This window comes from Allobosea sp. 2RAB26, assembly GCF_052115465.1.
Lineage (GTDB): Bacteria > Pseudomonadota > Alphaproteobacteria > Rhizobiales > Beijerinckiaceae > Allobosea.
On sequence record NZ_JBFRGS010000004.1, the window covers coordinates 85,535 to 111,140 of the forward strand.

Annotated in this window: 23 protein-coding genes and 1 other RNA gene; 7 read left to right on the forward strand and 17 right to left on the reverse strand. The window is 66.0% G+C overall.

The window, feature by feature from the left end:
- Positions 1-9 precede the first annotated feature (9 nt).
- The 15 genes from AB4118_RS08415 to AB4118_RS08485 form a co-directional block, all read right to left on the reverse strand.
- Complete coding sequence (locus AB4118_RS08415; protein WP_441489311.1) at positions 10-972, reverse strand: cell division protein FtsQ/DivIB; 963 nt, start codon at positions 970-972, stop codon at positions 10-12.
- Positions 939-1,853, reverse strand: coding sequence for a D-alanine--D-alanine ligase (locus AB4118_RS08420; protein ID WP_069879822.1), 915 nt, complete (start codon positions 1,851-1,853; stop codon positions 939-941). The genes AB4118_RS08415 and AB4118_RS08420 overlap by 34 nt, the downstream gene beginning before the upstream one ends.
- A gap of 452 nt (positions 1,854-2,305) precedes the next feature.
- On the reverse strand, positions 2,306-3,232 hold the full coding sequence (gene murB / locus AB4118_RS08425) for a UDP-N-acetylmuramate dehydrogenase (RefSeq protein WP_441489312.1): 927 nt from the start codon (positions 3,230-3,232) through the stop codon (positions 2,306-2,308).
- Positions 3,229-4,641, reverse strand: a complete 1,413-nt coding sequence (murC, locus tag AB4118_RS08430) for a UDP-N-acetylmuramate--L-alanine ligase (protein WP_441489313.1) — start codon at positions 4,639-4,641, stop codon at positions 3,229-3,231. The genes murB and murC overlap by 4 nt, the downstream gene beginning before the upstream one ends.
- Before the next feature lie 71 nt (positions 4,642-4,712).
- Entirely contained in the window at positions 4,713-5,813 is a 1,101-nt protein-coding gene (gene murG, locus AB4118_RS08435) for an undecaprenyldiphospho-muramoylpentapeptide beta-N-acetylglucosaminyltransferase (protein WP_441489314.1), read from the reverse strand.
- A 5-nt stretch (positions 5,814-5,818) separates the two neighbouring features.
- Positions 5,819-6,952, reverse strand: a complete 1,134-nt coding sequence (locus AB4118_RS08440) for an FtsW/RodA/SpoVE family cell cycle protein (protein ID WP_441489315.1) — start codon at positions 6,950-6,952, stop codon at positions 5,819-5,821.
- A gap of 109 nt (positions 6,953-7,061) precedes the next feature.
- Positions 7,062-8,483, reverse strand: a complete 1,422-nt coding sequence (gene murD, locus AB4118_RS08445; RefSeq protein WP_441489316.1) for a UDP-N-acetylmuramoyl-L-alanine--D-glutamate ligase — start codon at positions 8,481-8,483, stop codon at positions 7,062-7,064.
- 2 nt (positions 8,484-8,485) lie between these two features.
- Positions 8,486-9,568: a phospho-N-acetylmuramoyl-pentapeptide-transferase gene (gene mraY, locus AB4118_RS08450; protein ID WP_069879816.1), complete on the reverse strand. Its 1,083-nt coding sequence runs from the start codon at positions 9,566-9,568 to the stop codon at positions 8,486-8,488.
- A 19-nt stretch (positions 9,569-9,587) separates the two neighbouring features.
- The gene (locus tag AB4118_RS08455; RefSeq protein ID WP_441489317.1) at positions 9,588-11,015 is read right to left on the reverse strand and encodes a UDP-N-acetylmuramoylalanyl-D-glutamyl-2,6-diaminopimelate--D-alanyl-D-alanine ligase; all 1,428 of its coding nucleotides are present in this window, start codon (positions 11,013-11,015) and stop codon (positions 9,588-9,590) included.
- Complete coding sequence (locus AB4118_RS08460; protein ID WP_441489318.1) at positions 11,012-12,469, reverse strand: UDP-N-acetylmuramoyl-L-alanyl-D-glutamate--2,6-diaminopimelate ligase; 1,458 nt, start codon at positions 12,467-12,469, stop codon at positions 11,012-11,014. Before AB4118_RS08460 ends, AB4118_RS08455 begins: the two co-directional genes overlap by 4 nt.
- 25 nt (positions 12,470-12,494) lie before the next feature.
- Positions 12,495-14,276 carry a peptidoglycan D,D-transpeptidase FtsI family protein gene (locus AB4118_RS08465; protein ID WP_441489319.1) on the reverse strand — a complete coding sequence of 594 codons (1,782 nt, stop codon included), beginning with the start codon at positions 14,274-14,276 and terminating at the stop codon, positions 12,495-12,497.
- Positions 14,273-14,662 carry a cell division protein FtsL gene (gene ftsL, locus AB4118_RS08470; RefSeq protein WP_441489320.1) on the reverse strand — a complete coding sequence of 130 codons (390 nt, stop codon included), beginning with the start codon at positions 14,660-14,662 and terminating at the stop codon, positions 14,273-14,275. Before ftsL ends, AB4118_RS08465 begins: the two co-directional genes overlap by 4 nt.
- A 2-nt stretch (positions 14,663-14,664) precedes the next feature.
- Positions 14,665-15,705: a 16S rRNA (cytosine(1402)-N(4))-methyltransferase RsmH gene (rsmH, locus tag AB4118_RS08475; protein ID WP_441489321.1), complete on the reverse strand. Its 1,041-nt coding sequence runs from the start codon at positions 15,703-15,705 to the stop codon at positions 14,665-14,667.
- Positions 15,702-16,181, reverse strand: a complete 480-nt coding sequence (locus tag AB4118_RS08480) for a division/cell wall cluster transcriptional repressor MraZ (protein ID WP_441489322.1) — start codon at positions 16,179-16,181, stop codon at positions 15,702-15,704. The genes rsmH and AB4118_RS08480 overlap by 4 nt, the downstream gene beginning before the upstream one ends.
- A gap of 353 nt (positions 16,182-16,534) precedes the next feature.
- Positions 16,535-16,999, reverse strand: a complete 465-nt coding sequence (locus tag AB4118_RS08485) for a MarR family winged helix-turn-helix transcriptional regulator (protein WP_441489323.1) — start codon at positions 16,997-16,999, stop codon at positions 16,535-16,537.
- Between the two features lie 172 nt (positions 17,000-17,171).
- On the opposite strand from AB4118_RS08485, the gene AB4118_RS08490 reads away from it, so the two are divergent.
- Together AB4118_RS08490 and AB4118_RS08495 are read left to right on the forward strand one after the other, a co-directional pair.
- Positions 17,172-17,597, forward strand: coding sequence for an organic hydroperoxide resistance protein (locus AB4118_RS08490; RefSeq protein WP_113513797.1), 426 nt, complete (start codon positions 17,172-17,174; stop codon positions 17,595-17,597).
- 129 nt (positions 17,598-17,726) lie between these two features.
- On the forward strand, positions 17,727-18,680 hold the full coding sequence (locus AB4118_RS08495; protein ID WP_441489324.1) for an MBL fold metallo-hydrolase: 954 nt from the start codon (positions 17,727-17,729) through the stop codon (positions 18,678-18,680).
- A 46-nt stretch (positions 18,681-18,726) separates the two neighbouring features.
- Here AB4118_RS08495 and rnpB read toward each other — a convergent pair.
- Both rnpB and AB4118_RS08505 read right to left on the reverse strand, forming a co-directional pair.
- An RNA gene (gene rnpB / locus AB4118_RS08500) (RNase P RNA component class A) lies at positions 18,727-19,118 on the reverse strand.
- Positions 19,119-19,177: 59 nt separating this feature from the next.
- Positions 19,178-19,804 carry a lytic transglycosylase domain-containing protein gene (locus AB4118_RS08505; protein ID WP_441489325.1) on the reverse strand — a complete coding sequence of 209 codons (627 nt, stop codon included), beginning with the start codon at positions 19,802-19,804 and terminating at the stop codon, positions 19,178-19,180.
- 464 nt (positions 19,805-20,268) lie between these two features.
- Between AB4118_RS08505 and AB4118_RS08510 the strand changes: the two genes are divergently transcribed.
- From AB4118_RS08510 to AB4118_RS08530, 5 genes are all read left to right on the forward strand, one after another.
- Positions 20,269-21,018 carry a TerB family tellurite resistance protein gene (locus AB4118_RS08510; RefSeq protein ID WP_441489326.1) on the forward strand — a complete coding sequence of 250 codons (750 nt, stop codon included), beginning with the start codon at positions 20,269-20,271 and terminating at the stop codon, positions 21,016-21,018.
- Positions 21,015-21,800, forward strand: a complete 786-nt coding sequence (locus tag AB4118_RS08515; protein ID WP_441489327.1) for an N-acetylmuramoyl-L-alanine amidase — start codon at positions 21,015-21,017, stop codon at positions 21,798-21,800. The genes AB4118_RS08510 and AB4118_RS08515 overlap by 4 nt, the downstream gene beginning before the upstream one ends.
- A gap of 126 nt (positions 21,801-21,926) precedes the next feature.
- Positions 21,927-23,591 (forward strand): efflux RND transporter periplasmic adaptor subunit, encoded by a 1,665-nt coding sequence (locus AB4118_RS08520; protein WP_441489328.1) that lies wholly within the window; start codon positions 21,927-21,929, stop codon positions 23,589-23,591.
- 10 nt (positions 23,592-23,601) lie between these two features.
- On the forward strand, positions 23,602-24,351 hold the full coding sequence (locus AB4118_RS08525; protein ID WP_441489329.1) for an ABC transporter ATP-binding protein: 750 nt from the start codon (positions 23,602-23,604) through the stop codon (positions 24,349-24,351).
- Positions 24,348-25,580 carry an ABC transporter permease gene (locus tag AB4118_RS08530; RefSeq protein ID WP_441489330.1) on the forward strand — a complete coding sequence of 411 codons (1,233 nt, stop codon included), beginning with the start codon at positions 24,348-24,350 and terminating at the stop codon, positions 25,578-25,580. The genes AB4118_RS08525 and AB4118_RS08530 overlap by 4 nt, the downstream gene beginning before the upstream one ends.
- Positions 25,581-25,606: the final 26 nt, after the last annotated feature.

Here is a 25,606-nt window from a genome sequence, read left to right on the forward strand (position 1 = left end):
AGGTGAAGTTCACGCCTCGCCTCCCTTCTTCTTGGTCTTGCTCTTGAGCTGCTCGGCGCGGGTCGCCGCCCCCTCTTCCGTCAACCGCATCACCACCCGGTCGGGCTGGCGCAGGTCGATGGCGAGCAGGTCCTTGTCCAGCAGCCTGAAATCCGTTTCGAGGCCGGCGAGACGCTTGACGGCCTCCCCCGGCGCGATCTCTGGCAGGCGAATATCCATGCCGTTGTCGAGCTTGAGGTTCCAGCGCCGGCCGGCAATCAGGCTGGCCGCACGGATGCGCGGCGCCAACGGTCCAGCGTCGGCGAGCAGCGCGACATACTCGCGGGCGCGGGTATTGGCGTCGGGGCCGACGACGAGCGGCAGATGGGCGAAGCGGCCATCATCCATCTTGTCGATGACCGTGCCATCGGCTGCGATCAGAAAAAGGTCGCCCTTCACCTGCCAGAGGGCGAAGGGTTCACGCTCCGTCAGTGTGATCGCGATCTCGCTGGGATAGAGCTTGCGAACCGTTGCCTGGCGAATCAGCGGCGTCGCCTCGAGGCGACGGCGCGCCTCGTCGGCATCGAAGAAGGCGACCGAGGTCTTCGAATCGATTCCTGCAGCGATCAGGACCTCGATCTCGGACAGCTCCGAGATTCCAGAGATCGTCACCCTGTCGACGCCGAGCCCGACCAGGCGCGCCAGCATATGGCGCGGCTCGCCGTAGTTCTCCTGCATCGTTTCGACATGTCCGCCCTGCACGAAGCCTGTCCCGATACTCAATCCAAGAAACCCAAGAGCCAGCCAGGTCCCGATCCGCTGCGGCAGGCGCTGCCACAGCGGGAGGGCCACCGCACTGCGCCGCGACGACCGGAACCAGCGACGCGAACGCTCGCCGACCAGAAGTTGCGGCCCTGCGGCCGGCATCGATGAACGTCGGGCGGGCACCGCCGCCGCTTTCATCGATCGAGGGAGGCGTCCTCCACCATCCATTTGACGAGCTCACCGAAGTTCAGGCCCGCGTGGGCAGCCAACTCGGGCACCAGGCTGGTTTCGGTCATCCCGGGCTGCGTATTGACCTCCAGCCAGACGAGAGTGTCGGTCTCGTCGTCGTAGCGGAAGTCAGAACGGCTGACGCCCCGGCACCCGATTGCTTGATGCGCCGTTAACGCACACTCTTCGATCTGCTGGTAAATTTTTGGTAAAATTTGAGCCGGGCAGATGTGGATCGAACCACCTTTCGTGTATTTCGCATCGTAGTCGTAGAACTCACCTGTCGCGGCCCGGATCTCGGTCACACCGAGGGATTTGTCGCCCATGATCGCGCAGGTCAGCTCCCGCCCGGCGACGAAGCTCTCGGCCAGCAACATGTCTCCGCACGGCCAGTCCTCCCGCGCCACTTCCTGCGGAGGGTGTTCGCGCCCCTTTTTCACGATGATGACCCCGACCGAGGACCCCTCATTGACGGGTTTCAGCACATAGGGCGGCGGCAAGGGGTGCTTCTTGGCGGCCTCGAAGCGCGACAGGGTAACGCCGCGCGCGACCGGAACCCCGGCAGCCGCAACGACCGTCTTCGCCCTGTCCTTGCGCAGTGCGAGCGCCGAGGCGAGCACCCCGGAATGGGTGTAGGGAATGCGCAGAATCTCGAGCAGGCCCTGGATGGTGCCGTCCTCGCCAAAACGGCCATGAAGCGCGTTGAAGGCGACGTCCGGGCGCAGCCGATCCAGCACATCGGCAATATCGTGCTGCACATCGATTCGCGTCACGCGGTAGCCGACGCTCTCCAAGGCCCTCGCGCAGCCGTCGCCGGTATTGAGGCTGACCTCCCGCTCGACGGACCATCCGCCCATCAAGACTGCGACGTGTTTGGTCATTGAATCGCTACTCCGCTTCTCCGAGACCCTCGGGGGAGCATGGTTAACGACGCGTTAACGCAGCGACGACGAGGCGATCGAAACGCCGTATCGCTTCCAACGGCATACCCCGCAGAGGCACCGCCCGGACGAAGGCTGCTCGCGTCAGGCGCTCCGCCCGACCGCAACCCGATTCAGCAGAAGGCGCAGCTATGCGCATTCCTCGGGGGTGAGAGCATCCAGCATTCGCGCCTCGGCGGCGACAAGCGAGGCCACCAGTTCCTCGGCCTGCGCGCCCCAGATGTCGGCCGGATCCTGAGCGCACGCCGTCGCGCCGCTCCAGCCGATCCAGGCGGTTGGTCATCGCCGGTGTAGACAGCATCTTTCCCGGCTGACGCGTCGGACTGAGCCCGGCCCAGTTGAGAGCGAGTGTCGCAACCGCGCCAGGTGGCCTGATCAATTCGGCATCCGGCCTACGCCGCGACGCCGAGCCGCTTGATCTCCCAGTGCAGGTCGAAGCCCGAGGTCTGCTTGACCCGGCGGCGAACCTCCTCGCCCAGACCTTCGATATCGGCGGCTGTCGCGCCGCCGGCATTGATCAGGAAGTTGCAATGCATCTCGGAGACCTGGGCACCGCCGACCCGCAATCCGCGGCAGCCGGCGGCGTCGATCAGTTGCCAGGCCTTGCCGCCGGGCGGGTTCTTGAACGTCGAGCCACCGGTGCGCTCCTTGATCGGCTGAGCGGCCTCGCGAGCCGCCGTCACCCGGTCCATCTCCGCAAAGATCGCAGCCTGATCGCCTAGCCGCCCCTGGAACAGGGCCGACGTGAAGACGATGTCCATCGTCGCCGCCGCGCTATTGCGGTAAGTGAAGCCCATCTCCGCATGGGTGAGCGTGACGATCTCGCCCTTGCGGGTCACGCCACGCGCCGAGACGAGCACATCGGTGGTCTCGCCGCCGTGAGCACCGGCATTCATTCGCAGCGCGCCGCCGATGCAACCGGGGATGCCGCGATAGAAGGCGAGGCCCTCGAGCGAGGCATCGGCGGCCGCCCGCGCCACCTTGACGTCGGGCACCGCCGTGCCACTGCGCAACCGGTTGCCGTCTTCGAGCGAGATCTCGCCGAAAGCCTTGCCGCCGGGTCGAACGACGACGCCGGGAATGCCACCGTCGCGCACGATCAGGTTCGAGCCGAGCCCGACGACCGTAACAGGAATCTCGGCGGGGAGCCTGGACAACAGATAGGCCAGGTCCTGCTCGTCAGCCGGCGTGAACAGCACCTGCGCCGGGCCACCGACACGGAACCAGGTCAGCCCTGCCATCTCCTGATTGGCCAGGAGACGGCCGCGCAATTCGGGCGCGGCCGCGCGAAGGTCGGGGGTGATGTCGGGGAAGCTCACTGCTTGCCACCCAGCCCGGCGAGTTCGCCTGGCAGCGCATAGGCCCATTGCGTGATGTTGCCGGCGCCCAGCAGCACGACATAGTCGCCCGGCCCCGCGAACTCCGCCACCATGCCCGCGAGTTTCTCGGGAGCCTCCAGGGCCAGCGCATGGCGGTGGCCGCGCGCCTTGATACCTGAGACGAGGCTATCCCGATCGGCACCGGGAATCGGAGCCTCGCCGGCGGCATAGGTGTCGGCGACGATCACCGTATCGGCATCGTTGAAGCAGGCCGCAAAATCGTCGAACAGGCTGGAAAGCCGCGTATAGCGATGCGGCTGCACCACGGCGATGACCTTGCTCCTGGTCGAGGCGCGCGCCGCCTTGAGCACGGCGGCGATCTCCACGGGATGGTGGCCGTAATCGTCGAAGATCAGCGCGCCGTTCCACTCGCCGGTCTTGGTGAAGCGGCGCTTGACGCCGCCGAAACCGGCAAGGGCCTCGCGGATCTTCTCGACCGGAATGCCAAGGTCATAGGCGACCGCGATCGCGGCGGTGGCATTGAGCGCATTGTGGTGACCGGGCATCGGCATCACGAGATCGCGCACGACCTCGTCGCGCCCACGCTTGCGGTCGCGGATCAGCAGCGTGAACCGGGCCTGTCCGCCGGAGAGATCGATGTCGATCAACCGGAAATCCGCCTGCGGGTTCTCGCCATAGGTCACGACGCGCCGGTCTTCGATCTGCCCGACGAGGCCCTGCACCGTGGGATGATCGATGCACATCACCGCGAAGCCGTAGAAGGGCAGGTTCTCGACGAAGGAGCGGAAGGCCTCCTTGATCGCATCGAAGGTCTTGAAGTGGTCGAGATGCTCGGGATCGATATTGGTGACGATCGCCACGTCGGCAGGGAGCTTCAGGAAGGTGCCGTCCGACTCGTCGGCCTCGACCACCATCCAGTCGCTCTCGCCCATGCGCGCATTGGTGCCATAGGCGTTGATGATGCCGCCATTGATCACCGTCGGGTCGAGCCCACCCTTCTCGAGCAGGGTCGCAACCAGCGAGGTCGTGGTCGTCTTGCCATGCGTGCCGGCGACGGCGACGCAGGATTTCAGCCGCATCAGTTCGGCCAGCATTTCGGCGCGGCGCACCACCGGCAGGCGCTGCTCGCGCGCGGCCGTGAGTTCGGGATTGTCGCGCTTGATCGCCGTGGAGACGACGACGACCTCCGCCCCCTCGATGTTCACGGCGGCATGGCCGACGAAGGTCCTGATGCCCTTGTCGGCGAGCCGGCGGACATTGGCATTGTCGGACGCGTCCGAACCCTGGACCTTGTAGCCGAGATTATGCAGCACCTCGGCGATACCGGACATGCCGATGCCGCCGATGCCGACGAAATGAATGGAGCCGAGCTTGGGCGGCAGCTTCATGGGTCAGGTGTCTCCTGCGGATTACGGCATGTCGCGAAAAGGTGGGAACCAGCTTTCCGTCAAGACATGCCTCAGAACGTGATCCCTGCGACCTGCAGAACCAGGCGGGCAAGCCGGTCGGCCGCATCGGGAATTCCCGCGCTCTTGGCGCTGTCGGCCATGGCAGTCAAGCGCGACGGGTCTGCGATCAGGGCCGAGAGCTCGCCCGCCAGCCGGCGCGGCGTGAATTCCGGCTGCAGGATGCGGATGGTGCCGCCCGCCCGCTCGAGCACCGCGGCATTGGCGGCCTGGTCCTGATCGAGCGAGCCCGGCAAGGGCACCAGCAGCGACGGCCGCCCGATCACGGTGAGCTCGGCGACGGTCGAGGCGCCCGCCCGGCCGATCACGAGATGCGCTGCACCCATGCGCGTCGGCAGGTCCTTGAAGAAGGGCGCGATCTCGGCTGCGACGCCGAGTTCGGAATAGATCCGCCTGACGCGCTCGCCATCCTCCGCGCGGGCCTGCTGCACGATGTGGAGACGGCCTCGTTCCGCAGGCGTCAGCAGTTGAATCGCCGGCGGCACGATATCGGCCATGATCCGGGCACCCTGGCTGCCCCCGAAAACGAGCAGCCTCAGCGGCCCTGTCGACGGATCGGCATAGGGAGAGACGGCGGCAATGACCGCGGGGCGAACGGGGTTGCCGACCTGCCTGCATTTTGCGGCGCGAGCGGCATCGAGGCCACCGACCTCGGCAAAGCCCGTCGCAATGATGTCGACCCGACCAGACAGGAAGCGATTGGCGCGGCCGATGACGGCGTTCTGCTCATGCACCATCGTTTTAACGCCGGCGAATGAGGCGGCGAGCACCGGCGGAACTGTCGGATAACCGCCAAAGCCGACAACGACCGCAGGCTGCAGCGTCTTGATGACGCGACGCGCGACGAGGACGCCCTTCATCAGCTCGAGCGCCGCGCCCGCCATCTTGAGCGGCGAGCGACCGGACGGCGTCGCCGCCGGGACCGGGTGAACGGACCCGGCCGGGAAGCCGCCGGCATACTCGACCGCGCGCGCGTCGGTGACGAGCGCGACGCGCACGTCATGGCGGTGCAGCGCGTGGCTCAGCGCCTCGGCGGGAAAGAGGTGGCCGCCGGTGCCACCTGCGGCGAGAACGACGAGCGGACGCTGTGCCATGTCCGTCAACGCCCGAATTCACCAAAGCCCTCGGCACGCGGGCGTTTGCGGGTCAGGGCCAGCAGGAAGCCTGTACCCAGCGCCAGCGAGAGCAGCGAGGAGCCACCATAGGAAATGAACGGCAAGGTCATGCCCTTGGCCGGCATCATGTGCAGGTTGACCATCATGTTGATCGCAGCCTGGATGCCGAACAGCAGCGCCAGCCCCGTCACCGCGAGACGGATGAAGGGATCCTCTGCCTTCTGGGCCACGAAGAGTGCGCGCAGCACGATCAAGGCGAAGAGTGCCACCAGCAGGATACAGACGACGATGCCGAACTCCTCCGCCGTCACGGCGAAGATGAAATCGGTATGCGCGTCGGGCAGGATGCGCTTCACGGTGCCCTCGCCCGGCCCTTTGCCGAGCCAGCCGCCCTGAGCAAAGCTCTCGAGCGCGGTATCGACCTGGAAGGTGTCGCCAGAGCCCTTGTCCATGAAGCGCTCGATGCGGGCGCGCACATGTGGAACGAGCTGATAGGCGATGAGCAGGCCGAACATGCCGGCGCCACCGAGACCCGCCACCCAGAACCAGTGCAGGCCGGCAACGAAGAACAGCCCGCCCCAGACGAGGCTGACCAGCACCGTCTGGCCGAAATCCGGCTGCAGGACCAGAGGCGTGATCGTCAGCGGCAACAGCGCGAACGCCATCAGCGTACCCGGCAGGTCCGGCCGGCGCATGCCCTCCGAAAAGGCCCAGGCAGCGAGCACGACGAATGCAGGCTTCAGGAATTCAGACGGCTGGACGGAGCCGAGCGGGCCGAGCGTCAGCCAGCGACGCGCGCCCTTCACCTCGACGCCGAAATACAGCGTCGCCACCACCATCGCGAGCGCGACCACATAAATCAAAAGCGCCGCGCGCCGGACCTGCCGGGGCGTCAGGAACGAGGCCGCGAGGAAGATGGCAAAGGCAGCCAGCAGGTAGAACACCTGTCGGTTGACGAAGTGGAAGGTCGAAAGACCGAGCCGCTCGGCCACCGGCGGCCCGCCCGCCATCAGCAGCACGACACCGGAGACCATCAGCGTCACCAGGGTCGACAGGATGATGCGGTCGATCGACCACCACCAGCGACCGCTGAGACTGGGTTCCGCGCGTGAGACCATGCTCTGGCTCCATCAACCAGACGGGCGAAATTCAGCCGCCCGTTTCAGCGAATCACATTGGCAACGATTGGTTAACCGATTGATTCCGACTTGATGCGAACGCCCGTTTTCAACCTGCCTTGAAGCCCGGCAGTGCCTTCACGAGTGCGCGGAACGCATCGCCCCGCACCTCGAAATTCGGGTACTGATCGTAGGACGCGCAGGCCGGCGAGAGCAGAACGGCAAGCTCGGCCTCCCCCGGATGCGTCGCCGCGTCGCTGGCGGCCGCGGCGACCGCATCATCGAGCGTGCCGCTGCGGAGATAATCCACTCGGCCATCGTCATCGAAGGTCGCGGCGAAGGCATCCGTTGCCGCGCCGATCAGATAGGCCCTCGCGATGTTCGGGAAGTAGCGCCTCAGGCTCTCGATACCGCCCTCCTTGGCCTTGCCGCCGAGGATCCAGAAGATGTCGCGGAACGAGGTCAGCGCCTTCTCGGTGGAATCCGCATTGGTCGCCTTGGAATCGTTGATGAAGACGACGCGGCCGACACGGCCGATCTCCTCCATGCGGTGTGCGAGCCCGGGATAGGTCTTGAAGCCGGCAGCGACCTCCTCGGCGGAGAGGCCGACCGCCACGCAGGCGGCAAAGGCAGCCGCCGCGTTCTGCGCATTGTGCGAGCCTCGCAACGAGCCGATGCCGGCGAGATTGGCGACCACGCGCGGCTTGCCGTCGCGGACTTCGACGATGCGGGTATCGAGCTTGCCGGCATTGGCGGTGACGCCGGCGAAGACGCCCTCGTCGAGCGGCTGCTCTCCGCTGATCTTGACCAGCGGGCCCCCGGAAGCGGSGCGCCGGCGCGCCATCTGCTTGGAGGCCTCGTCATCGACGCCGACGATGGCAATGTCGGCGGCTTCGACCATGCGTTCCTTGATCGCGGCGTAGGCCTCCAGCGTGCCATGCCGGTCGAGATGGTCCGGCGTCAGGTTCATCTGGATTCCGACGCTTGGCGCCAGCGACGGAGTCAGGTCGATCTGGAAGGTCGAGCACTCGATGACATGGACACGCCGCGCGGCGGGCGGCTCGAGGGCGAGAACCGCAGTGCCGATATTGCCGCCCATCTGCACGTCCCGGCCGGCCTGGTGCAGCACATGGCTGATCAGTGCGGTCGTGGTCGACTTGCCGTTGGTGCCGGTGATGCAGATCACAGGCGCATCGGGGGCGATCGTCGCCCGCTCACGGAAGAAGAGTTCGATATCGCCGATGATCTCGACGCCGGCGCCTTGCGCCTTTCCGACCGTCCAATGCGGCTGCGGATGGGTCAGAGGCACGCCCGGCGAGAGGATGAAGCTCGCGAAATCCGCCCAGTCGGCCGTTGCGAGATCGACGATGCCGATGCCCTCGCCCGCCGCCTTGTCACGGCTTTCGGTCTTGTCGTCCCAGGCCGCGACCTCGGCACCGCCCGCGATTAAGGCGCGCGCCGTCGCCAGCCCCGAGCCGCCAAGGCCGAACAACGCGACCTTGCGGCCAGCAAATACGGTCACCGGCGTCATGATCAGCGCAGCTTCAGCGTGGCGAGGCCGACCAGAGCCAGCACGACGGAAATGATCCAGAAGCGGATCACGACCTGCGGCTCGGTCCAGCCCAGTTTCTCGAAGTGGTGATGGATCGGCGCCATCAGGAAGACCCGCTTGCCCGTGCGCTTGAAGACGAAGACCTGGATGATGACCGAGAGCGCCTCGACCACGAAGAGGCCGCCGACGATCGCCAGCACGATCTCATGCTTGGTCGCAACCGCGATCACGCCAAGCAGGCCGCCGAGGCCGAGCGAGCCGGTATCACCCATGAAGATCTGGGCCGGCGGCGCGTTGAACCAGAGGAAGCCCAAGCCGGCGCCGATCACGGCGCCGCAGATCACGGCAAGTTCGCCGGCGCCCGGCACATGGTGGATCTGCAGGTAATTGGCGAAGATCGCGTTGCCGGCGAGATAGGAGATGAAGCCGAATGTCGCGGCGGCGATCATCACGGGCACGATCGCGAGCCCGTCGAGGCCGTCGGTGAGATTCACCGCATTGCCGGCTCCAACCACGACGAAGGCGGTCACGAAGGGGAAGAGCAGGCCGAGCGGAATGACCAGTTCCTTTAGGAACGGCATCGCGAAGCCGGACGAAATCGCCGGCGGACCGAGCCGCATGATGAAGTAGCAGGCGATGAGTGCGATCACGACCTCGATCGAGAGCCGCGCCTTGCCGGAAAAACCCTTATGCGACTGCTTCGTGACCTTGAGATAGTCGTCATAGAAGCCGATGGCGCCATAGGCAGCGGTCACGGCAAGCACGATCCAGACATAGGAGTTGCGCAGATTGCCCCAGAGCAGGACCGCGGCGAACAGTCCCGACAGGATCATCAGGCCGCCCATGGTCGGCGTGCCGCGCTTGGCAAGATGCGTCTCCGGACCGTCGGTGCGGATCGGCTGGCCCTTGCCCTGCTTGATCCGCAACCAGGAAATCGCAGCAGGCCCGAAGAAAAAGACGAAAAGCAGCGCCGTCGCGGTGGCGCCACCGGCGCGGAACGTGATGTAGCGGAACACGTTCAGAATCGGGAAGGCCCCGGCGAAGTCGGCAAGCCAGACGAGCATCGGCTATGTTCCTCTTGTCTCAGTCGTCGGCAGGCACGGCAGGAAACCGGGCGGCGATGGCCTTGACGACCAAGCCCATATGGGAGCCGAGCGACCCCTTGACGGTGACGACGTCCCCGGCCCGGATGGCGTCCAGGACAAGCGGCGCAAGCTCGCTCGACTGCGCCGCATAAGCACCGCGCATGCCCGATGGCAATATGTCGTAAAGTCCGCGCATCAGCGGCCCACAGGCAAAAACCCGGTCGATCGCGTTTCCGGTGATGGGGTCCGCGAGCCCCGCGTGCAGCTCCGGAGCGCTCGGGCCGAGTTCCCGCATGTCGCCCAGCACCGCGACGCGGCGGCCTCGTCCCGTCACGGGAATGCGACCCAGGTTCTCGATTGCGGCCCGGACCGAAGCCGGGTTGCCGTTATAGCTCTCGTCGATCAGCGTGAACGGGCCCGATGGCGTGCTCAGCATCTGGCGTGCGCCACGACCGGCAGGCGGCGTAAGGTCGCCGAGTGCGAGCACCGCCAGTGCCAGATCAGCGCCGACAGCCTCGACCGCAGCGAGAACCGCGAGCGAATTCAGCACGATATGCTTGCCCGGGCTGCCGAGCCGGTAGGTCACAGGCTTGCCGAGCACCACTGCATCCACCGTCGAGACATCCGGCTTGAGCGAGCAGGACAGGAGCCTGACATCGGCATCGGCACTCTCGCCGAAGCTGATGATCCGCCCGGCAGGGCTCTCCTCGGCCAGGCGCCTCAGCAGCGCGGCCTGAGCGATGTCGGCATTGACGATAGCAGTGCCGCCCGGCTTCAGCCCTGTGAAGATCGCAGCCTTCTCCTCCGCAATCCCCTCGACCGACTCGAAGGCGGCGAGATGGACGGGCTGGACCGTCGTGACGATCGCGACGTCCGGCGAAACCATCCTGGCGAGTGGCAGGATCTCGCCCGGATTGCTCATGCCGATCTCATAGACGCCATAGCGCACGGAAGCCGGCGTGCGGGTCAGCGTCAGCGGCACACCCCAGTGATTGTTGTAGGAGGCGACCGGAGCATGGGTCTCGCCCTGACGGGACAGGACAAGTCGCAACGCCTCCTTGGTGCCGGTCTTGCCGACCGAGCCGGTCACCGCGATGACCGCGGCCGTGAGTTCGGCCCGGCGAGCCATGCCGGCCAATTCCATCGCGTGCAGCACGTCGGAGACAACGGCGCAGGGCCCTGCCCCGATAAAGCTCGCGGCATGGGCTTCATCGATGACGGCAAGCGCCGCCCCCTTTGCCAGGGCGGCCTCGACGAACTCATGTCCGTCGCGTTCCCCGCCCTTGATCGCGAAGAAGACGTCGCCGGGCTGCAGCGTCCGGGTATCGATCGAAGCGCCGGTCACAGCGGCCGGCATCTCGCCGCGCAGCCTGGCTCCCATGGCGCCGATCAGGCGCTCTCCCGACCACAAAGGCATGCCGCTCATGCTTCGATCTCCGCGATGGCCGTCCGCACCACGTCGTGATCGGAAAAAGGCAGGGTCCGATCGCCTATGATCTGGCCGGTTTCATGGCCTTTTCCCGCCACCACGAGGAGATCCCCGGGAGCGATCAGGCCGACGGCGGTGCGAATGGCCTCGGCCCTGTCGCCGATCTCGCGCAGCCCCGGAGCAGCCGCGAGGATCTCGGCGCGGATTGCAGCAGGGCTCTCGCTGCGTGGGTTGTCGTCGGTGACGATCGCGATATCGGAGCACTCGGCCGCGATACGACCCATGATCGGACGCTTGCCGCGATCACGATCGCCGCCGCAGCCGAAAACGCAGATCAGCCGGCCGGGCGCATAGGGCCGCAAGGTCGCGAGCACCGCCGCCAGCGCATCCGGCTTATGGGCATAATCGACGACGACGAGACCACCATTGATCTCTCCGACACGCTCGAGCCGTCCGGCCACGCCACGCAGCCCCGCGATCGCCTGGAGTGAAGCGTCTTCGTTTTCCCCCGTTGCGATGGCCAGGCCTGCGGCGACCAGCGCATTGCCGGCCATGAAGTCGCCGACCAGGGGCAGCACGACCTCGAGCTCGCGCTGCTTCACCCGAATCCTGAGCCGTTGCAAAAAGCCTTCGCGCGCTGCGCCGAGCAGGGTCAGCGTTTCACCCGCCTTGCCGATGCCGATGATCGGATGCCCCTTGGCGAGCGCGGCCTGGGCTGCCTCGCCGGCGTAAGGCTCGTCGCGGTTGATCACGACCGGCGCTCCCTCGGGCAGAAGCTCCCAGAGCCTGAGCTTGGCTGCGAGATAGTCTGCCACGCTCGGATGATAATCGAGATGGTCGTGCCCGAGATTGAGGAAGGCGCCAGCCTTCAATCTCACTCCGTCCAGGCGGCGCTGGTCGAGCCCGTGAGAGGACGCTTCCATCGCGAGATGACTGATGCCCTCCCCTGCGAGCTTGTCGAGCGAGGCGTGCAGCGAAATCGGGTCCGGCGTAGTCAGAGAGCCGTAATCAGCGCCCCGCGACGTCACGACGCCGATCGTGCCGAGGCTGGCTGCTTCATGGCCCAATGCCGAGAAGATCTGTCGGGTGAAGTCGGCAACCGAGGATTTGCCGCTGGTCCCGGTTACCGCCACGATCGTACCGGGCTGGCGCGGATGCACCCGCGCAGCCGCAAGCGCCAGAGCCCGGCGCGGGTCGACGACACGCGCGAAGGCCACCGAGGGGTCGAGCTCTGCTGGACGCGCATGATCCGTGACGATGGCGGCAGCACCGCGCGCAACGGCATCTGCAACGAAGCGTGCGCCGTCTGTCCTGGCGCCGGCATAGGCGACGAAGACGTCCCCCGGCTTGACCTTGCGACTGTCCATCGCGACCCCGCCGACACGGCGGGACGCACCTTCGGCGAATGCCCCGGGGAAAAGTTCACCGAGACTGAATTCGCTGCTGCCCATGATCTCGCCTGTCAGTTTCGTTGCTTCAGCGCGTTCCCCAGGCGCCGAGCTTCGCCATCAGCGGGAACGGGGCGACCGGCGGTTCGAAACGCGGCGGCAAGCCGAGGATCGGCGCGGCGCGTTCGATGACCTTGCCGGTCGTGATACCGGCATTCCAGGCGGCGGTCGAATAGCCCCCGCTCTCGGCATAGCCCTTGGGCTCGTCATAGATCGAGAGGAAGAGATAGCGCGGCTTGTCTGCCGGCACGATCGCCATGAAGGTCGTGAAGTTGCGGTTCTTGGCGTAGCGCCCACCGATGACCTTTTCGGCCGTGCCGGTCTTGCCGCCGACGAAATAGCCCGGGACGTCCGCCTTGCGGGCTGAGCCACGCTCGCCATTGATGCGCATGATGTAGCGCATCGCCTCCGAGGTTTCCAGCTTGATGACGCGAACCCCGAGGCGCTTGGCGTCCTCCTCCGAGCGCTTGATGAACGTCGGAGTGATCAGGTTGCCGCCATTGACCAGCGCCCCGACAGCAGCCAGGGCCTGGATCGGCGCAACCGCGAGGCCGTGACCGAAGGCGATGGTCGCGGTGTTGAGCTCGCCCCAGCGCGGCGGGATGAGCGGCTCGGCGCTCTCGGGCAACTCGGTCCGCATGCGATCGAGCTGGGCCATCTTGCGCAGGAAGGCCTTGTGGCCTTCCACGCCGACGGACAGCGCCATCTTGACCGAGCCCATATTCGACGAATGCACGAACACTTCCGGCACGGTCAGTGTCCGGCCCGTGCCATGGTACTCGCGAATGACATGGCGGCCGAAGCGCATCATGCCGCCTGCAGTCGAATAGGTGGAGTTGATGTTTGCCTTGCCGGAGTCCAGCGCCATCGCAACCGTCAGCGCCTTGAAGGTCGAGCCCATTTCGTAGACGCCGACATTGATCCGGTTGATACGGTCCTTCTCCTGCGCATCGACCGGGTTGCTCGGGTCATAGTCGGGCAGGGACACCGAGGCGATCATCTCGCCTGTCGTCACATCCATGATCGCACCGGCCGCCGCAATGGCCCGGTACTTCTCCATGCCCTTGACCAACTCGTCGCGCAGCAGGTGCTGCACGCGCAGGTCGATCGACAGGGCCACGGGCTTGAGGTCCGACGCCTGGGTTGCGAGACCGGCGCCGTTCAGATCCTGCAGCCCCTGCGAGTCGATATATTTCTCCATTCCCGCAATGCCGACATTGTCGACATTGGCAAAGCCGAGCACATGCGCCGCCGCCGGCCCATTCGGGTAGACGCGCTTGTTCTCGGGCACGAAGCCGACGCCGGGAATGCCGAGGCGATGAACCTCGGCTTGCTGGCGCGGCGTGATCTCGCGCTTGACCCAGATGAAGCCGCGCTTGGTGCCGAGCCGGTCGCGCAGATCCTTTGCATCGAGATCAGGAAGGACGGCAGTCAGCAGCTCGGTTGCCTCGTCCTTGTCGAGGATCTTGCGCGGCTCGGCGAAGACCGAGACGGTCCTGATGTCAGTCGCGAGAACGGTTCCGTTGCGGTCGACGATATCGGGCCGTGCGGCCGAGATCGCGTTGGAGGTCGCGCGGCGCAGTCCGACCTGCTCGTTCGGCAAGGTGGCGAGCATCACCAGACGGCCGGTAATGGCCAGGAACAGGGCGGAGAAGCCCAGGATCACGAGACCGACGCGCGGCTGGCTCTTCTCGCCGCTCATCCGGAAGACGTCGCGCAGGAAATGCAGCCGCCCGCGCGGCACCGGCTGCCCCTCCTCGATATCGTCCGGACGCTGGTGGTCGGTAGCAGAGAGCTTCGGCTCGGTCATGGGCGGGCTCCCGGCGTGGTGACGCCACTCGTCTTGCGATCCCTCGGTGTTTCGGTCGGCAGACCGAGGCCGAGATCCTCAAGCTTGCGGCCGATGGAATCCACCTTCGGACCGCGGTTCGGGATATCCGAGGCGCGCACGACCTGCGTCACCGAGAATAGCTGGAGGTCGAGATGGCGCTCGCTCAGTGTCTGCAACCGATCGGGCCGGTTCAGGAACTGCCATTCCGCCTTGAGCACGGCGATCGCATCGCGCTCGCGCTGCGCCTTGGCCTTGAGCTTTTGCAACTGCTCGGATTCGAGCGTCGTCTCGTATTTGATCGTGTAGGCATAGAGCGCCGAGGAGACCAGAGCGCAGATCGCAACCACATGCAGGAGCTTGATCATCCCTAGGATCTCCGGCGAGGCTGCGGTGACGGCACGCCTGCAAGCGCAGTGAGCTCGGGCTCCGGCGCGCGAGCCGGAGCGGCAGTGCGCTGCGCTGCACGCAACTTGGCGGAACGAGCCCGCGGATTACTCCGCATCTCCTCCTCGGAAGGCGCGACGGCTCCCCTGGTCACCAGCGAGAAGGTCGCGACAGGCGCTGTCGTGGCCGGCGCATGGCGCGAAGCCGCCGGTGCACGCCCAGAGCGGGTCGCCAGGAACTGCTTGACGATGCGGTCCTCGAGCGAATGAAAGGTCACGACAGCCAGGCGTCCGCCCTCGCCCAGCGCCTCTTCGGCAGCGTGCAGGGCCCGCACCAATTCGCCGAGCTCGTCATTGACCGCGATGCGCAAGGCCTGGAATACGCGGGTCGCCGGATGCGCACCGCCGGGCTCAGCCCAGACGATGCTGGCCACGAGTTCAGCCAGTTGCTTCGTCGTCGTCAGCGGTGCCTTGCGCCGAGCCTCGACGATCGCGCGTGCGACGCCTCGCGAACGACGCTCCTCGCCGTAGTGATAGAAAATATTGGCGAGCAGTCCCTCCTCCGCCTCATTGACGAGGTCGGCGGCGCTCTGCCCATCCCGGCCCATGCGCATGTCGAGCGGGCCATCGAAGCGAAAGGAGAAACCGCGCTCCGCCTCGTCGATCTGCATCGAGGAGACGCCGATATCGAGCACGACGCCGTCCAGCGGGATCATCTTGAACAGCCGCGCTTCCTTGGCGAGATCTCCAAAGCAGGCCTGCGACAAGGTCAGCCGCCCGTTCGCTTCGGCAACCAGCCCTGCCCCACCGGTGATTGCCGTCGGGTCGCGGTCAAGCGCGAGCAGGGTCACATTCAGCTCTCGCGCCAGCAGCTCGCGAGAATAACCGCCGGCGCCGAAGGTGCCGTCGAGATAGCGTCCGCCCGGCCTGATCGCGAGCGCGTCGAGGGCTTCCGCCATGAGGACCGGAACATGTCGGGTCGACCCACCAGCGGCCCCGTGATCCCGGCTGCCGTGCCCCGTCATACCCCTGTCGCTCCCGGTGTCATGGTCATGTGCGAACCCAGCGTGCGCTTGACGTCGCGCAAGCGGCTGCGCGCCGCCTCCAGATGCGCCTGGAAGCGAGCCGGCTCCCAGAGCTGAAACTTGTGGCCGTGGCCCACGAAGGTCACCGCATCGGCGATGCCGGCATGCGCCCTCAGGGTCTCGCTGAGCATGATACGCCCTTCCGGATCGACCTTCAGCACCTCCGAGGTGCCGTTCAGCGCTGTCGAGAGAGATTCCCACTCGTCCGAGAAGGGGGAAAAGCGAGAGAGAATGTCGTCGATCGTCGCTCGCAGCGCGTGTCCGCCGGCATCGAGCGCTTCCAGATCGAGCGAGGGATGGACGTAGAGCCCTTCGTAGCCGTCCTTCGCCAGGACGGCGCGAAAGCTCGCGGGGATCGAAACGCGCCCCTTGGCATCCAGCCGATTGGTGAAATTCGAGACGAAGCGGTCCGTCAATGCCGCCTCCCGGCTCGCTCCCCACCGGCGCGTAGCAGCGCCTCGGCGGCGGGTTCGAGGCCTCCCATCGAAGCAGGCACAGCAGGATCGAGACGCAAGATCCGCGCGGCACACGGACCTTGTTCTGCGTTCTGCCTGCCGGCTTCGACGGGATGATTTGGGATAGCATGGGCAAATATGGGCGTCAATGGAATCGCGTTCGCCGACGCAGTGACGCCGGCCCTGGTTCGCATCACAGCCTGTTAAGGTTAAGCATCCGTAAGCGCGGGCGTTTTCTCGGAAATCCGGCACGCACAAGCGCCCGCCTGCGGCATCTCCACCGGGCGACCTCGATGAAAAATGTCGGACCGGCTTTACGCGGGTCCGCCGGCAGCCTTGAGCAGCGCTTGGCGCAGCGCGTGCAGATCTTCGGTCAGCGCAGCGACCCGCTCCGCCGAGCCACCGATCGCGCAGGCCATCCTCTCAGGCACGAGCCGAGCCTTCTCGCTGAGCGCCCGCCCTGCTTCGGTCAGGTTCAGCCGGACCTGCCGCTCATCCTCGCGGCTGCGCTCGCGACGGACCAGACCAGCGACCTCCAGTCGCTTGAGCAGCGGCGTCAGCGTGCCGGAATCGAGCATCAATCGCTCCCCGAGCTCCTTCACCGTCACGCCGTCATGATTCCATAGGACAAGCATGACGAGATATTGCGGGTAGGTCAGACCGAGGTCGGCGAGCACCGCACGATAGAGGCGGGTGAAGGCATGCCCCGCGGAATAGATCGCGAAACAGAGCTGTTCCTCCGCCTTCGGAAGCGGCGTGGCGGGAACCTTCGGCGTCATCATCTCTTCGTTTGGCATGGAGCAACGGGCCCTTCAAACTCCGGGCTTCGCGCAGCCCGATCACCGATCCGTGATGCGCTTATCATCTTGTTGACAATTCAATTGTGCACAATCTAAATCAGCACGCAAGTTCACCGAAACCCCAAGTTCCCCGAAGCCAAGGAGTTCGACCATGAAGATCCTCTACACCGCTCATGGCTCCGCCACCGGCGGACGCGAAGGCCAGGCCGCCACCGACACGGGCAACGTCAAGCTGGTTCTGAACACGCCGAAGGAGCTGGGCGGCGGCGGCGGCGACGGCACCAATCCCGAGCAGCTCTTCTCGATGGGCTATTCCGCTTGCTTCCTGGGTGCGCTGAAGTTCGTCGCCGGCAAAGAGCAGGTAAAGATCCCACCGGAGGCGCGCGTCAGCGCCGATGTCGGCATCGGCCCGCGCGACGACGGCACCGGCTTCGGCATCGCCGTGAAACTGACCATCTCGGTCCCGGGCGTCGACAAGGCCGTGGTCGAGGACCTCGTCAAGAAGGCCCATATCGTCTGCCCGTATTCCCACGCGACACGCGGAAATATCGACGTCGATCTCCAGGTTGCGGCCTGAGGTCGCGCTGCCCATCTGAACTCCCGTGGTCGGGCACCGCCCCGGCCACGAGACGATCAAGCCCGGCGCAAGACGGGCGCAGGCATCGTTTCCGGAAGCCCTCGATCCCTCTCGCCTCTGGAACAGACCATGTTCAACCGCCGTAACTTCCTCGCCGGCGCGGCTGCAGCCAGCATGCTGCCCGCACTCCCCGCTCGTGCCCGCGCCCCGCAAACGGCGGCGCAGGTCGCAGGCATCTATCGCCGCAAGATCGGTGACATCGAAGTCACTGCCATTCTCGACGGCTATATTCCGTTGAATGCCCAGGCCTTCCTTGGCGCGGATCCCACCCAGGTCAAACAGATCCTGGCCAATGCGGGTCTGGGCGAGAGCCTGCCGACCTCGGTCAACGCCTTCGTCGTCAACACCCGCGAGCGGACCTATCTCGTCGACACCGGAACCGGCTTCAACACGGCCTTCGGCCCGACGATGGGACGCGCCGAAGGCAATCTGCGCGCAGCTGGCATCGATCCGGCGCAGGTCGATGCGGTGATCCTCACCCATGCCCATCCGGATCATGCCGAGGGCCTGCTGACGGCAGAGAAGACCGCACGCTTCCCCAATGCCGAAGTGATCATCAACGAGACCGAATATGCCTTCTGGCATGATGAGGGCGTGCTCGCCCAGGCGCCGGCCGAAGCCAGGCCCTTCTTCGCCTCGGCCCGCAATGCGCTCGCCCCCTATGCGAGCCGCACCCGCAAGGTGCAGCCCGGCGAGGTCGCGCCCGGCCTCAGCCTCGAGCTTGTGCCGGGCCATACGCCTGGTCACAGCCTGCTCCGGATCAGCTCAGGTCCCGAGCAACTCATGCTTGTCGGCGATACCATCCACAATGCCGTGCTTCAGACGGCACGTCCCGACATCGCCTTCGTGTTCGATCTCGATGGCAAGCAGGCAGCGGCCTCGCGTAAACGCGTGCTCGACATGGTGGCGAGTGACGGCGTCCTGATCACCGGCTCGCATATCGCCTTCCCCGGCTTCGGCAAGGTGCTGAAGGACGGCGCGGCCTTCAAGTTCGTGCCGGCCGAGTGGACCTACGCACTGTAGAGACGCAAAGAGCGGCTTAAGCCGCTCTTTGCCCCGCGGGGCTGAAGGTGCCAGCCGGCCTGTAAGCCGGGTTCTGGATGGCCGGCGCATTGCTGCACCGACGTGACGGCCATTCCTCTGGGACGCACATTACTGCGCGCCTCGAGCAACCAACCCGGACGACCAGGCCTGGAAACCGGCCCCCTCCCCCTTGCGGGAGAAGCATCGTCCCTATTCGGTTTTGCTCCCGGTGGGGCTTGCCATGCCGTCCCCGTTGCCGGGTCCGCGGTGCGCTCTTACCGCACCTTTTCACCCTTACCCCGCGCCGAGGCGCGAGGCGGTTCGATCTCTGTGGCGCTTTCCCTGGGGTCGCCCCCGCCGGACGTTATCCGGCACCGTATTTCCGTGGAGCCCGGACTTTCCTCCCCCGCGAACGGGAGCGGCCGTCCGGCCGACTGGCAGCGGCGCTAGTGCGCCCTCCCCCGGCCCGCGTCAAGCGAGGTGGGGGCCGTTGCCCATCAATTCTGTGCGCTGATCGTGCGGACCTTGGCGCAATAGGTGCGGTTGGCCCCGCTCATGCGCTGGGCCATGTGGCCGCTCTGGTATTTCATCACCGTGCGGCAGGTATCGCCGCCAGCCAGGCGGTAGGCTTCCGCCAGATATTTCACCGCGTAGCGGGCATTGGTCTCGGCATCGAGCAGACCGCTGGCGCTGCCGGTATAGCCCATGCCGCGCGCCGTCTGGTGGCGGATCTGCATCAGCCCCAGATTGCCGGCATTCGAGGCGCGGGGGTTGTAGCGGCTCTCGATGCGCACGACCGCGTCGGCCAGCGCAAACGGAACGCCATTGGCGGCGGCATGGCGTGCAACGATCGCTTGGAGCCCACCGGCTCCAGCCGGAGCGGTCAGTGCCGCACGACGGTGGGTGCCCGCCTTGGCGCGGTTTCCACGTTCCGCCGGGGCGGAGGTCGTGGTCTTCGACGTCGCCGAACCGGCCTCCTGTGCAGACCCCTCACGCTTGATTTCCGCGTCCCGGACGATGAAGGCGAGAGCATCGCTCTCGCTATTCGTAGCAGCCTTGGCAGACTGCAAAGAGGCGAGGCAAATCACGAGCGCGGCAGCTGCACCGCTGGAGGTATATTTCATCTTTTGTGGATCCCATCCATCAGAAAGGCGTTTGATGGGGAGACCGAACTGATCGGAGAATGTGTTGATAATCTGACGCCATGCGGCGCGAATCTAAGCTATACTCGCCGCCGATTTTTATTAATGCCTTTACTACGATAGAGGTATACTCCGTGTATTATCCGATGCCGCGAACACGCTGCCAAAGCGTTCGCAACCGGGACGAGCCGAATCAAACCATTGCCCCATTGCTGACGTATTCCGGGCCGGAAGCCGTATTTATCCTCATTTTTCACCCCCCGGAGGATCGCGCGGGCGCCGGAAGAGCTCCCGAGCGTGTGCTGGCGCACCCGTCTGCGCGACAACCGCCATGCCCCGGGTCGCCTCATCTGGCGCATCGCGGTGGTTTTCGTCGGACCGGGCTTGGATGCCCCGGCTGGACCGGGCAAACTGCGCGCGGGGCTGAATCGGGAGTTGCCTGAACGATGGTTTCGTCTTTTTGGGGCGCGCTCGGTGGCGGCGGTCTTGGACTGGCGCTGGGCGGCCCGCTCGGCGCGCTGGTTGGTGCGCTTGCCGGCCACGTCCTGGTCGATCGCGAGGGAGCGCCCTTCGGCCCCGCGCCGCGCGAGCTGATTTTCACGACCGGACTGGTTGCCCTCTCCGCGAAGATGGCCCGCTCCGACGGTGTCGTCACCCGCGACGAGATCGCGGCCTTCCGGCGCATCGTGACCGTGCCTCCTGAGCAGGAGGCACGGATCGAGAGCCTGTTCGATCTCGCCAAGCAGACAAGCGCCGGCTTCGAGGCCTACGCTACGCAGATCGCCGAGAGCTTCAAGGATGAGCCGGCGCTGCTGGAAGACGTGCTCGACGGGCTCTTCCTGATTGCGGCGGCCGATGGCGCGATCCACGAGGCCGAGCATGCCTATCTGCGCCATGTGGCCGAGATCTTCTCGATCAACGCCGCCGGCTTTGCCCGCATCGAAGCGCGCCACATGCGTCGGCCGGACGATCCTTACCTCGTGCTCGGCGCCAGCCGGGAGATGAGCGATGCCCAGCTGAAACAGCATTACCGCCGCCTCGTCGCCGAAAACCACCCCGACCGCGAGATCGCACGCGGGCTGCCCGAGGAAGCGATCGCAATCGCCACGCGCCGCCTCGCTGCCATCAATGCTGCCTGGGATCTGATCGAGACGGAGCGAGGCCTCGGCACCGCCAGACTTCCGGAGCCCGCATGAGCCTCGCCGCCACTCCTGACAGCCGCTTTGCCGCGAAGATCTTTCCCTCGCCGAACCACGGCGAGCGCAAGGACGCGCTCGGTGCCCTCCGACGCCCCGACATGCTGATCCTGCACTACACCGGCATGAGCGACGCAGGCGCAGCGCTGCAATGGCTCTGCAACCCGGTCTCGCAGGTTTCCTCGCATTATTTTGTCTTCGAGAACGGCCATGTGCTGCAGCTCGTCCCCGAAGGCCGCCGCGCCTGGCATGCCGGCGCTTCGCATTGGGCCGGCGAGACCGATATCAACTCCTGTTCGATCGGCATCGAGATCGCCAATCCCGGCCATCCCGGCGGCATGCCCGATTTCACGTCGGAACAGGTGATTGCCACACTCAATCTGAGCCGCGACATCTGCGAGCGCTGGAGCATTCCACCCGAGCGCGTCCTTGCCCATTCCGACATCGCACCGGGCCGGAAGATCGACCCCGGTGAGAAATTCCCATGGCGGCAATTCGCGGAGGGCGGCGTCGGCATCTGGTCCGAGCCAGCCCCGATCCGTAGCGGTCGCTTCTTTGCGCGCGGCGAGAGCGGCCAGCCGGTCGAGGCGCTGCAGGCGATGTTTGCCATGCTCGGCTATGGCGTCACGGTCGACGGCATCTACGACGAGAAGTTCGAAGCCGTCGTCGCAGCCTTTCAACGCCATTGGCGGCAGGAAAAGGTCGACGGTGTCGCCGATGCATCGACGATCACGACACTGCGCGACCTGGTGGCGATGACGCGGGGCGCGCGGATGGCGTGAGCCCGGGAGCTGGGCGCGGGCATACGCCAACATTGCAGTAAGTTAACTCGCCTGCGTGTTCGCTTTCTGGCATCGTCCGGCCCTTGCGAAATGTGTCCGGCTGCGCCGGATGACGGGGACAACGACTTGCGCAAACTGGTGATCGCTGCCGGCCTTGGTCTGACCGCCGCAGCAGCAGGCTATTGGGCAATCCGCCCTACGGGGGGAGCAGCCAGTGACGTCGCCTATCGTACGGCGCCGATTGATCGGGGCCAGATCACCGCAGCCGTTCGCGCCACCGGCACATTGACCCCGATGACCACCGTCCTGGTCGGCTCGATGCTGTCGGGCCAGATCGTCGAGATCCTTGCGGACTACAATTCGCAGGTGAAGGCCGGCCAGGTGGTAGCCCGGCTCAACAGCGACCAGATCCGGACGCGGCGCGATGCCGCCGCCGCCGATCTCGCCCAAGGCAAGGCTGACCTTATCGTCAAGCGCGCCCAGCTCGACCGCGCCAAGTCGAGCCGTCTCAAGGCCAATTCAACCGTCAAGGACCTTGAAGCACAGCGCGATCGCGTCGCCGCCCAATTGTCCGATGCAAGACGCACGTTCGACCGGCAGAACGAGCTTTTCAACCGCAACACCGGCTCGCAGCAGAACCTGGACAACGCCCGAACCCAGGTCGAGATCCAGACCGCCACGCTCGCCTCGACCGAGGCGCAGATCTCCTCGGCCAAGGCCGAACTCAACGGGCTCGACGCCGACATCCTGCTGGCGGAGGGACAGCTTCAGTCCGGCGAGGCCCTGATCGCCAGTCGTGAGGCCAAGCTCAAGGACATCCTGATCGATCTCGAGCGAACCGATATCCGCTCGCCGGTCGACGGCGTCGTGGTGCAGCGCCAGGTCGATCTCGGTCAGACCGTCGCCGCCTCGCTCTCCGCGCCCGTCCTGTTCCAGATCGCGCAGGACCTGCGTGAGATCGACATCTACGCCAATATCGACGAGGCCGATGTGGGCCGCCTCCAGCCTGGCCAGCCCGTCTCCTTCACGGTCAACGCCTATCCGAACCGCACTTTCGAAGGTCGCGTCAACATGGTGCGACTGGGTGCGCAGACCATCCAGAACGTCGTCACCTATACCGGTGTCGTGCGCGTCGAGAACCGCGACATGGCACTGCTACCGGGCATGACGGCCAATATTCAGGTGGTTACGGAAGACCGCAGCAACGCATTGCGCGTTCCCAACGCAGCCTTGCGCTTCCGCCCGCCCGGTCAGGCGGCGGGGCCTGCAGGAGCCGCCGCATCCCCATCGGGAAGTCCGCAGGCCGGACGCGGTGGTGCCCGCGCCGTCACCGCACTGCGCGAGCGTCTCGAAACCGAGCTGCAGCCGACGGCCGAACAGAAGCAGGCGATCACCGCCATCCTCGAGGAGCGCCGCGGTCCCGGTCGTGCCGCGATGGCCGGCCTCTCCGAGGACGAGCGTCGCGCCGCCTTCCGCGCCGCTCGCAGCGAAATGCGCACGAAGATCTCGGCCGCCCTCGATCCGGAACGCCGCGCCAAGTTCGCGGCCATGATGGAGGAAGGCCGCGCGTCCTCGCAAAGGGGCGTTCCCGGACGCGTCTATGTGCTCGATGGCGAAGGCCAGCCCAAAGTGATCCAGCTCATGCTCGGCCCGACCGACGGCGCCTATACCGAGATCGTCTCCAGCGACCTCAAGGAAGGCATGCAGGTCCTCGTCGGCGGCGGCCCGCGGAGCGCTGCCGCAGCTGAACCCGCCGGCCGCCCACCGGTACGCGGACCACGTCTGTTCTGAAGGCAGCCTCATGGCCCTGATCGAAGTGCATGAACTCAGCCGGATCTACAGACTCGATTCCGGCAGCGTGATCGCGCTCGACCGGGTGTCGCTTGAGATCGAGGCCGGCGACCTTGTCGCGGTGATGGGCCCCTCCGGCTCGGGAAAATCTACGTTCATGAACCTCATCGGCTGCCTGGATCGACCGACCGGCGGCCATTACCGGCTCGATGGTGTCGCGGTCGAAACCTTGTCGAGCGATGGTCTGGCTGAGCTGCGCAATCGCAAGCTCGGCTTCGTCTTCCAGCAGTTCAACCTGCTGCCTCGCGTCGACGCCTGTGCCAATGTCGAACTCCCCATGGTCTATGCCGGTCGCGACCGCAAGCTACGCCGCGAGAAGGCACTTGCCGCGCTTGGACGCGTCGGGCTGGCGGAGCGTGCTCATCACCGGCCGATGCAGCTGTCCGGCGGCCAGCAGCAGCGTGTCGCCATCGCTCGCGCCCTGGTGAACGAACCGCGCCTTCTGCTCGCCGACGAGCCGACCGGAGCACTCGACAGCCGGACCGCGCTCGAAATCCTGGCGCTGTTCCAGGACCTGAACCACGAAGGCGTGACCGTCGTCATCGTAACCCACGACGCCGAGGTCGCGCGCCATGCGCGGCGCGTCATTCGCTTCCGTGACGGGCACATCCTTTCCGATCAGCGACAGGAGCCCGCCGACGCACGTGCCGCGCTGGCAGCGCTAGACCACGCGCCGCCGACAGCCGAGGTTGCGGCATGAGCCTTTGGGAAGCCATCCGCTCGGCTCTCTCCGCCATCGGCGCCAACGCGCTGCGCTCGGCCCTGACGATGCTCGGCATCATCATTGGCGTAGCCGCCGTCATCGCCATGGTCGCGATCGGCTCCGGCGCGCGCGAACGCGTCACCGGGCAGATCAAGTCGCTCGGCGCCAATCTCGCCATCATCCAGTCCGGCAATGTCACGCAAGGGGGCGTCAGGCTGGGCGCGGGGGCCTCTTCGACCCTGACAGACGAGGATGCCCGCGCCGTCCTTGCCGAGGTCGAGAACGTTACTGCTGCAGCGCCCGTCATCGTCACGCGGGCCCAGGCCGTCTACGCCGGCACCAACTGGTCGACACAGATCACGGCGACCGATCTCGATTTCTTCACCGCGCGCGAATGGAGCGTGGCCGAGGGCCGGCTGTTCGAGCCGGAGGAGTTGCGGCGCGGTGAGATCGTCGCCGTCATCGGCCAGACCGTCGCCAAGAACCTCTTCGGCGAGCAGGATCCACTCGACCAGATGTTCCGCATCCGCAATGTGCCGTTCAAGGTCATCGGCGTGATGGCGCCCAAGGGCCAGTCGGCCCTCGGACAGGATCAGGACGACGTCATCTTTGTGCCGCTGGACACCGGTCGGCGCCGGATCATCGGCCGCAACTATGCCCGCGATCGTTCAGTCCAGACCATCATGGTGAAATTTGCCAACGAAGACGCAATCGCTCCCGGCATCGCGGACACGACTGCTCTGCTGCGCCAGCGCCACAGGCTTCCCGAAGATCAGGACGACGATTTCATCGTCCGCAACCTGACCGAGATCGCCAATACCGCGACGGCCGCCGCCACCACCCTCTCCTGGCTCCTCGCCGCCGTCGCCGCCGTTTCGCTGCTGGTGGGCGGCATCGGCATCATGAACATCATGCTGGTCTCGGTGACCGAGCGGACCCGCGAGATCGGCTTGCGGCTTGCAGTGGGTGCGCGTCAGCGCGACGTGCTCGCCCAGTTCCTGATCGAGGCCACCACGCTCGCGACCATCGGCGGCGCCGTCGGCATCGCACTTGGCGTCGGTGCGGCTCTCACCATCGCCCGCATCGCCAATTGGCCCTCGGTCATCTCGATCGAGACGATCCTGATCGCGGTCGGTGTCTCCGGGATGATCGGCGTCTTCTTCGGTTTCTATCCGGCGCGGCAGGCGGCGCGCCTCGACCCGATCGAAGCTCTGCGGCGGGAATAGCGCGAAAGCGAATCCCCACGGTTGCA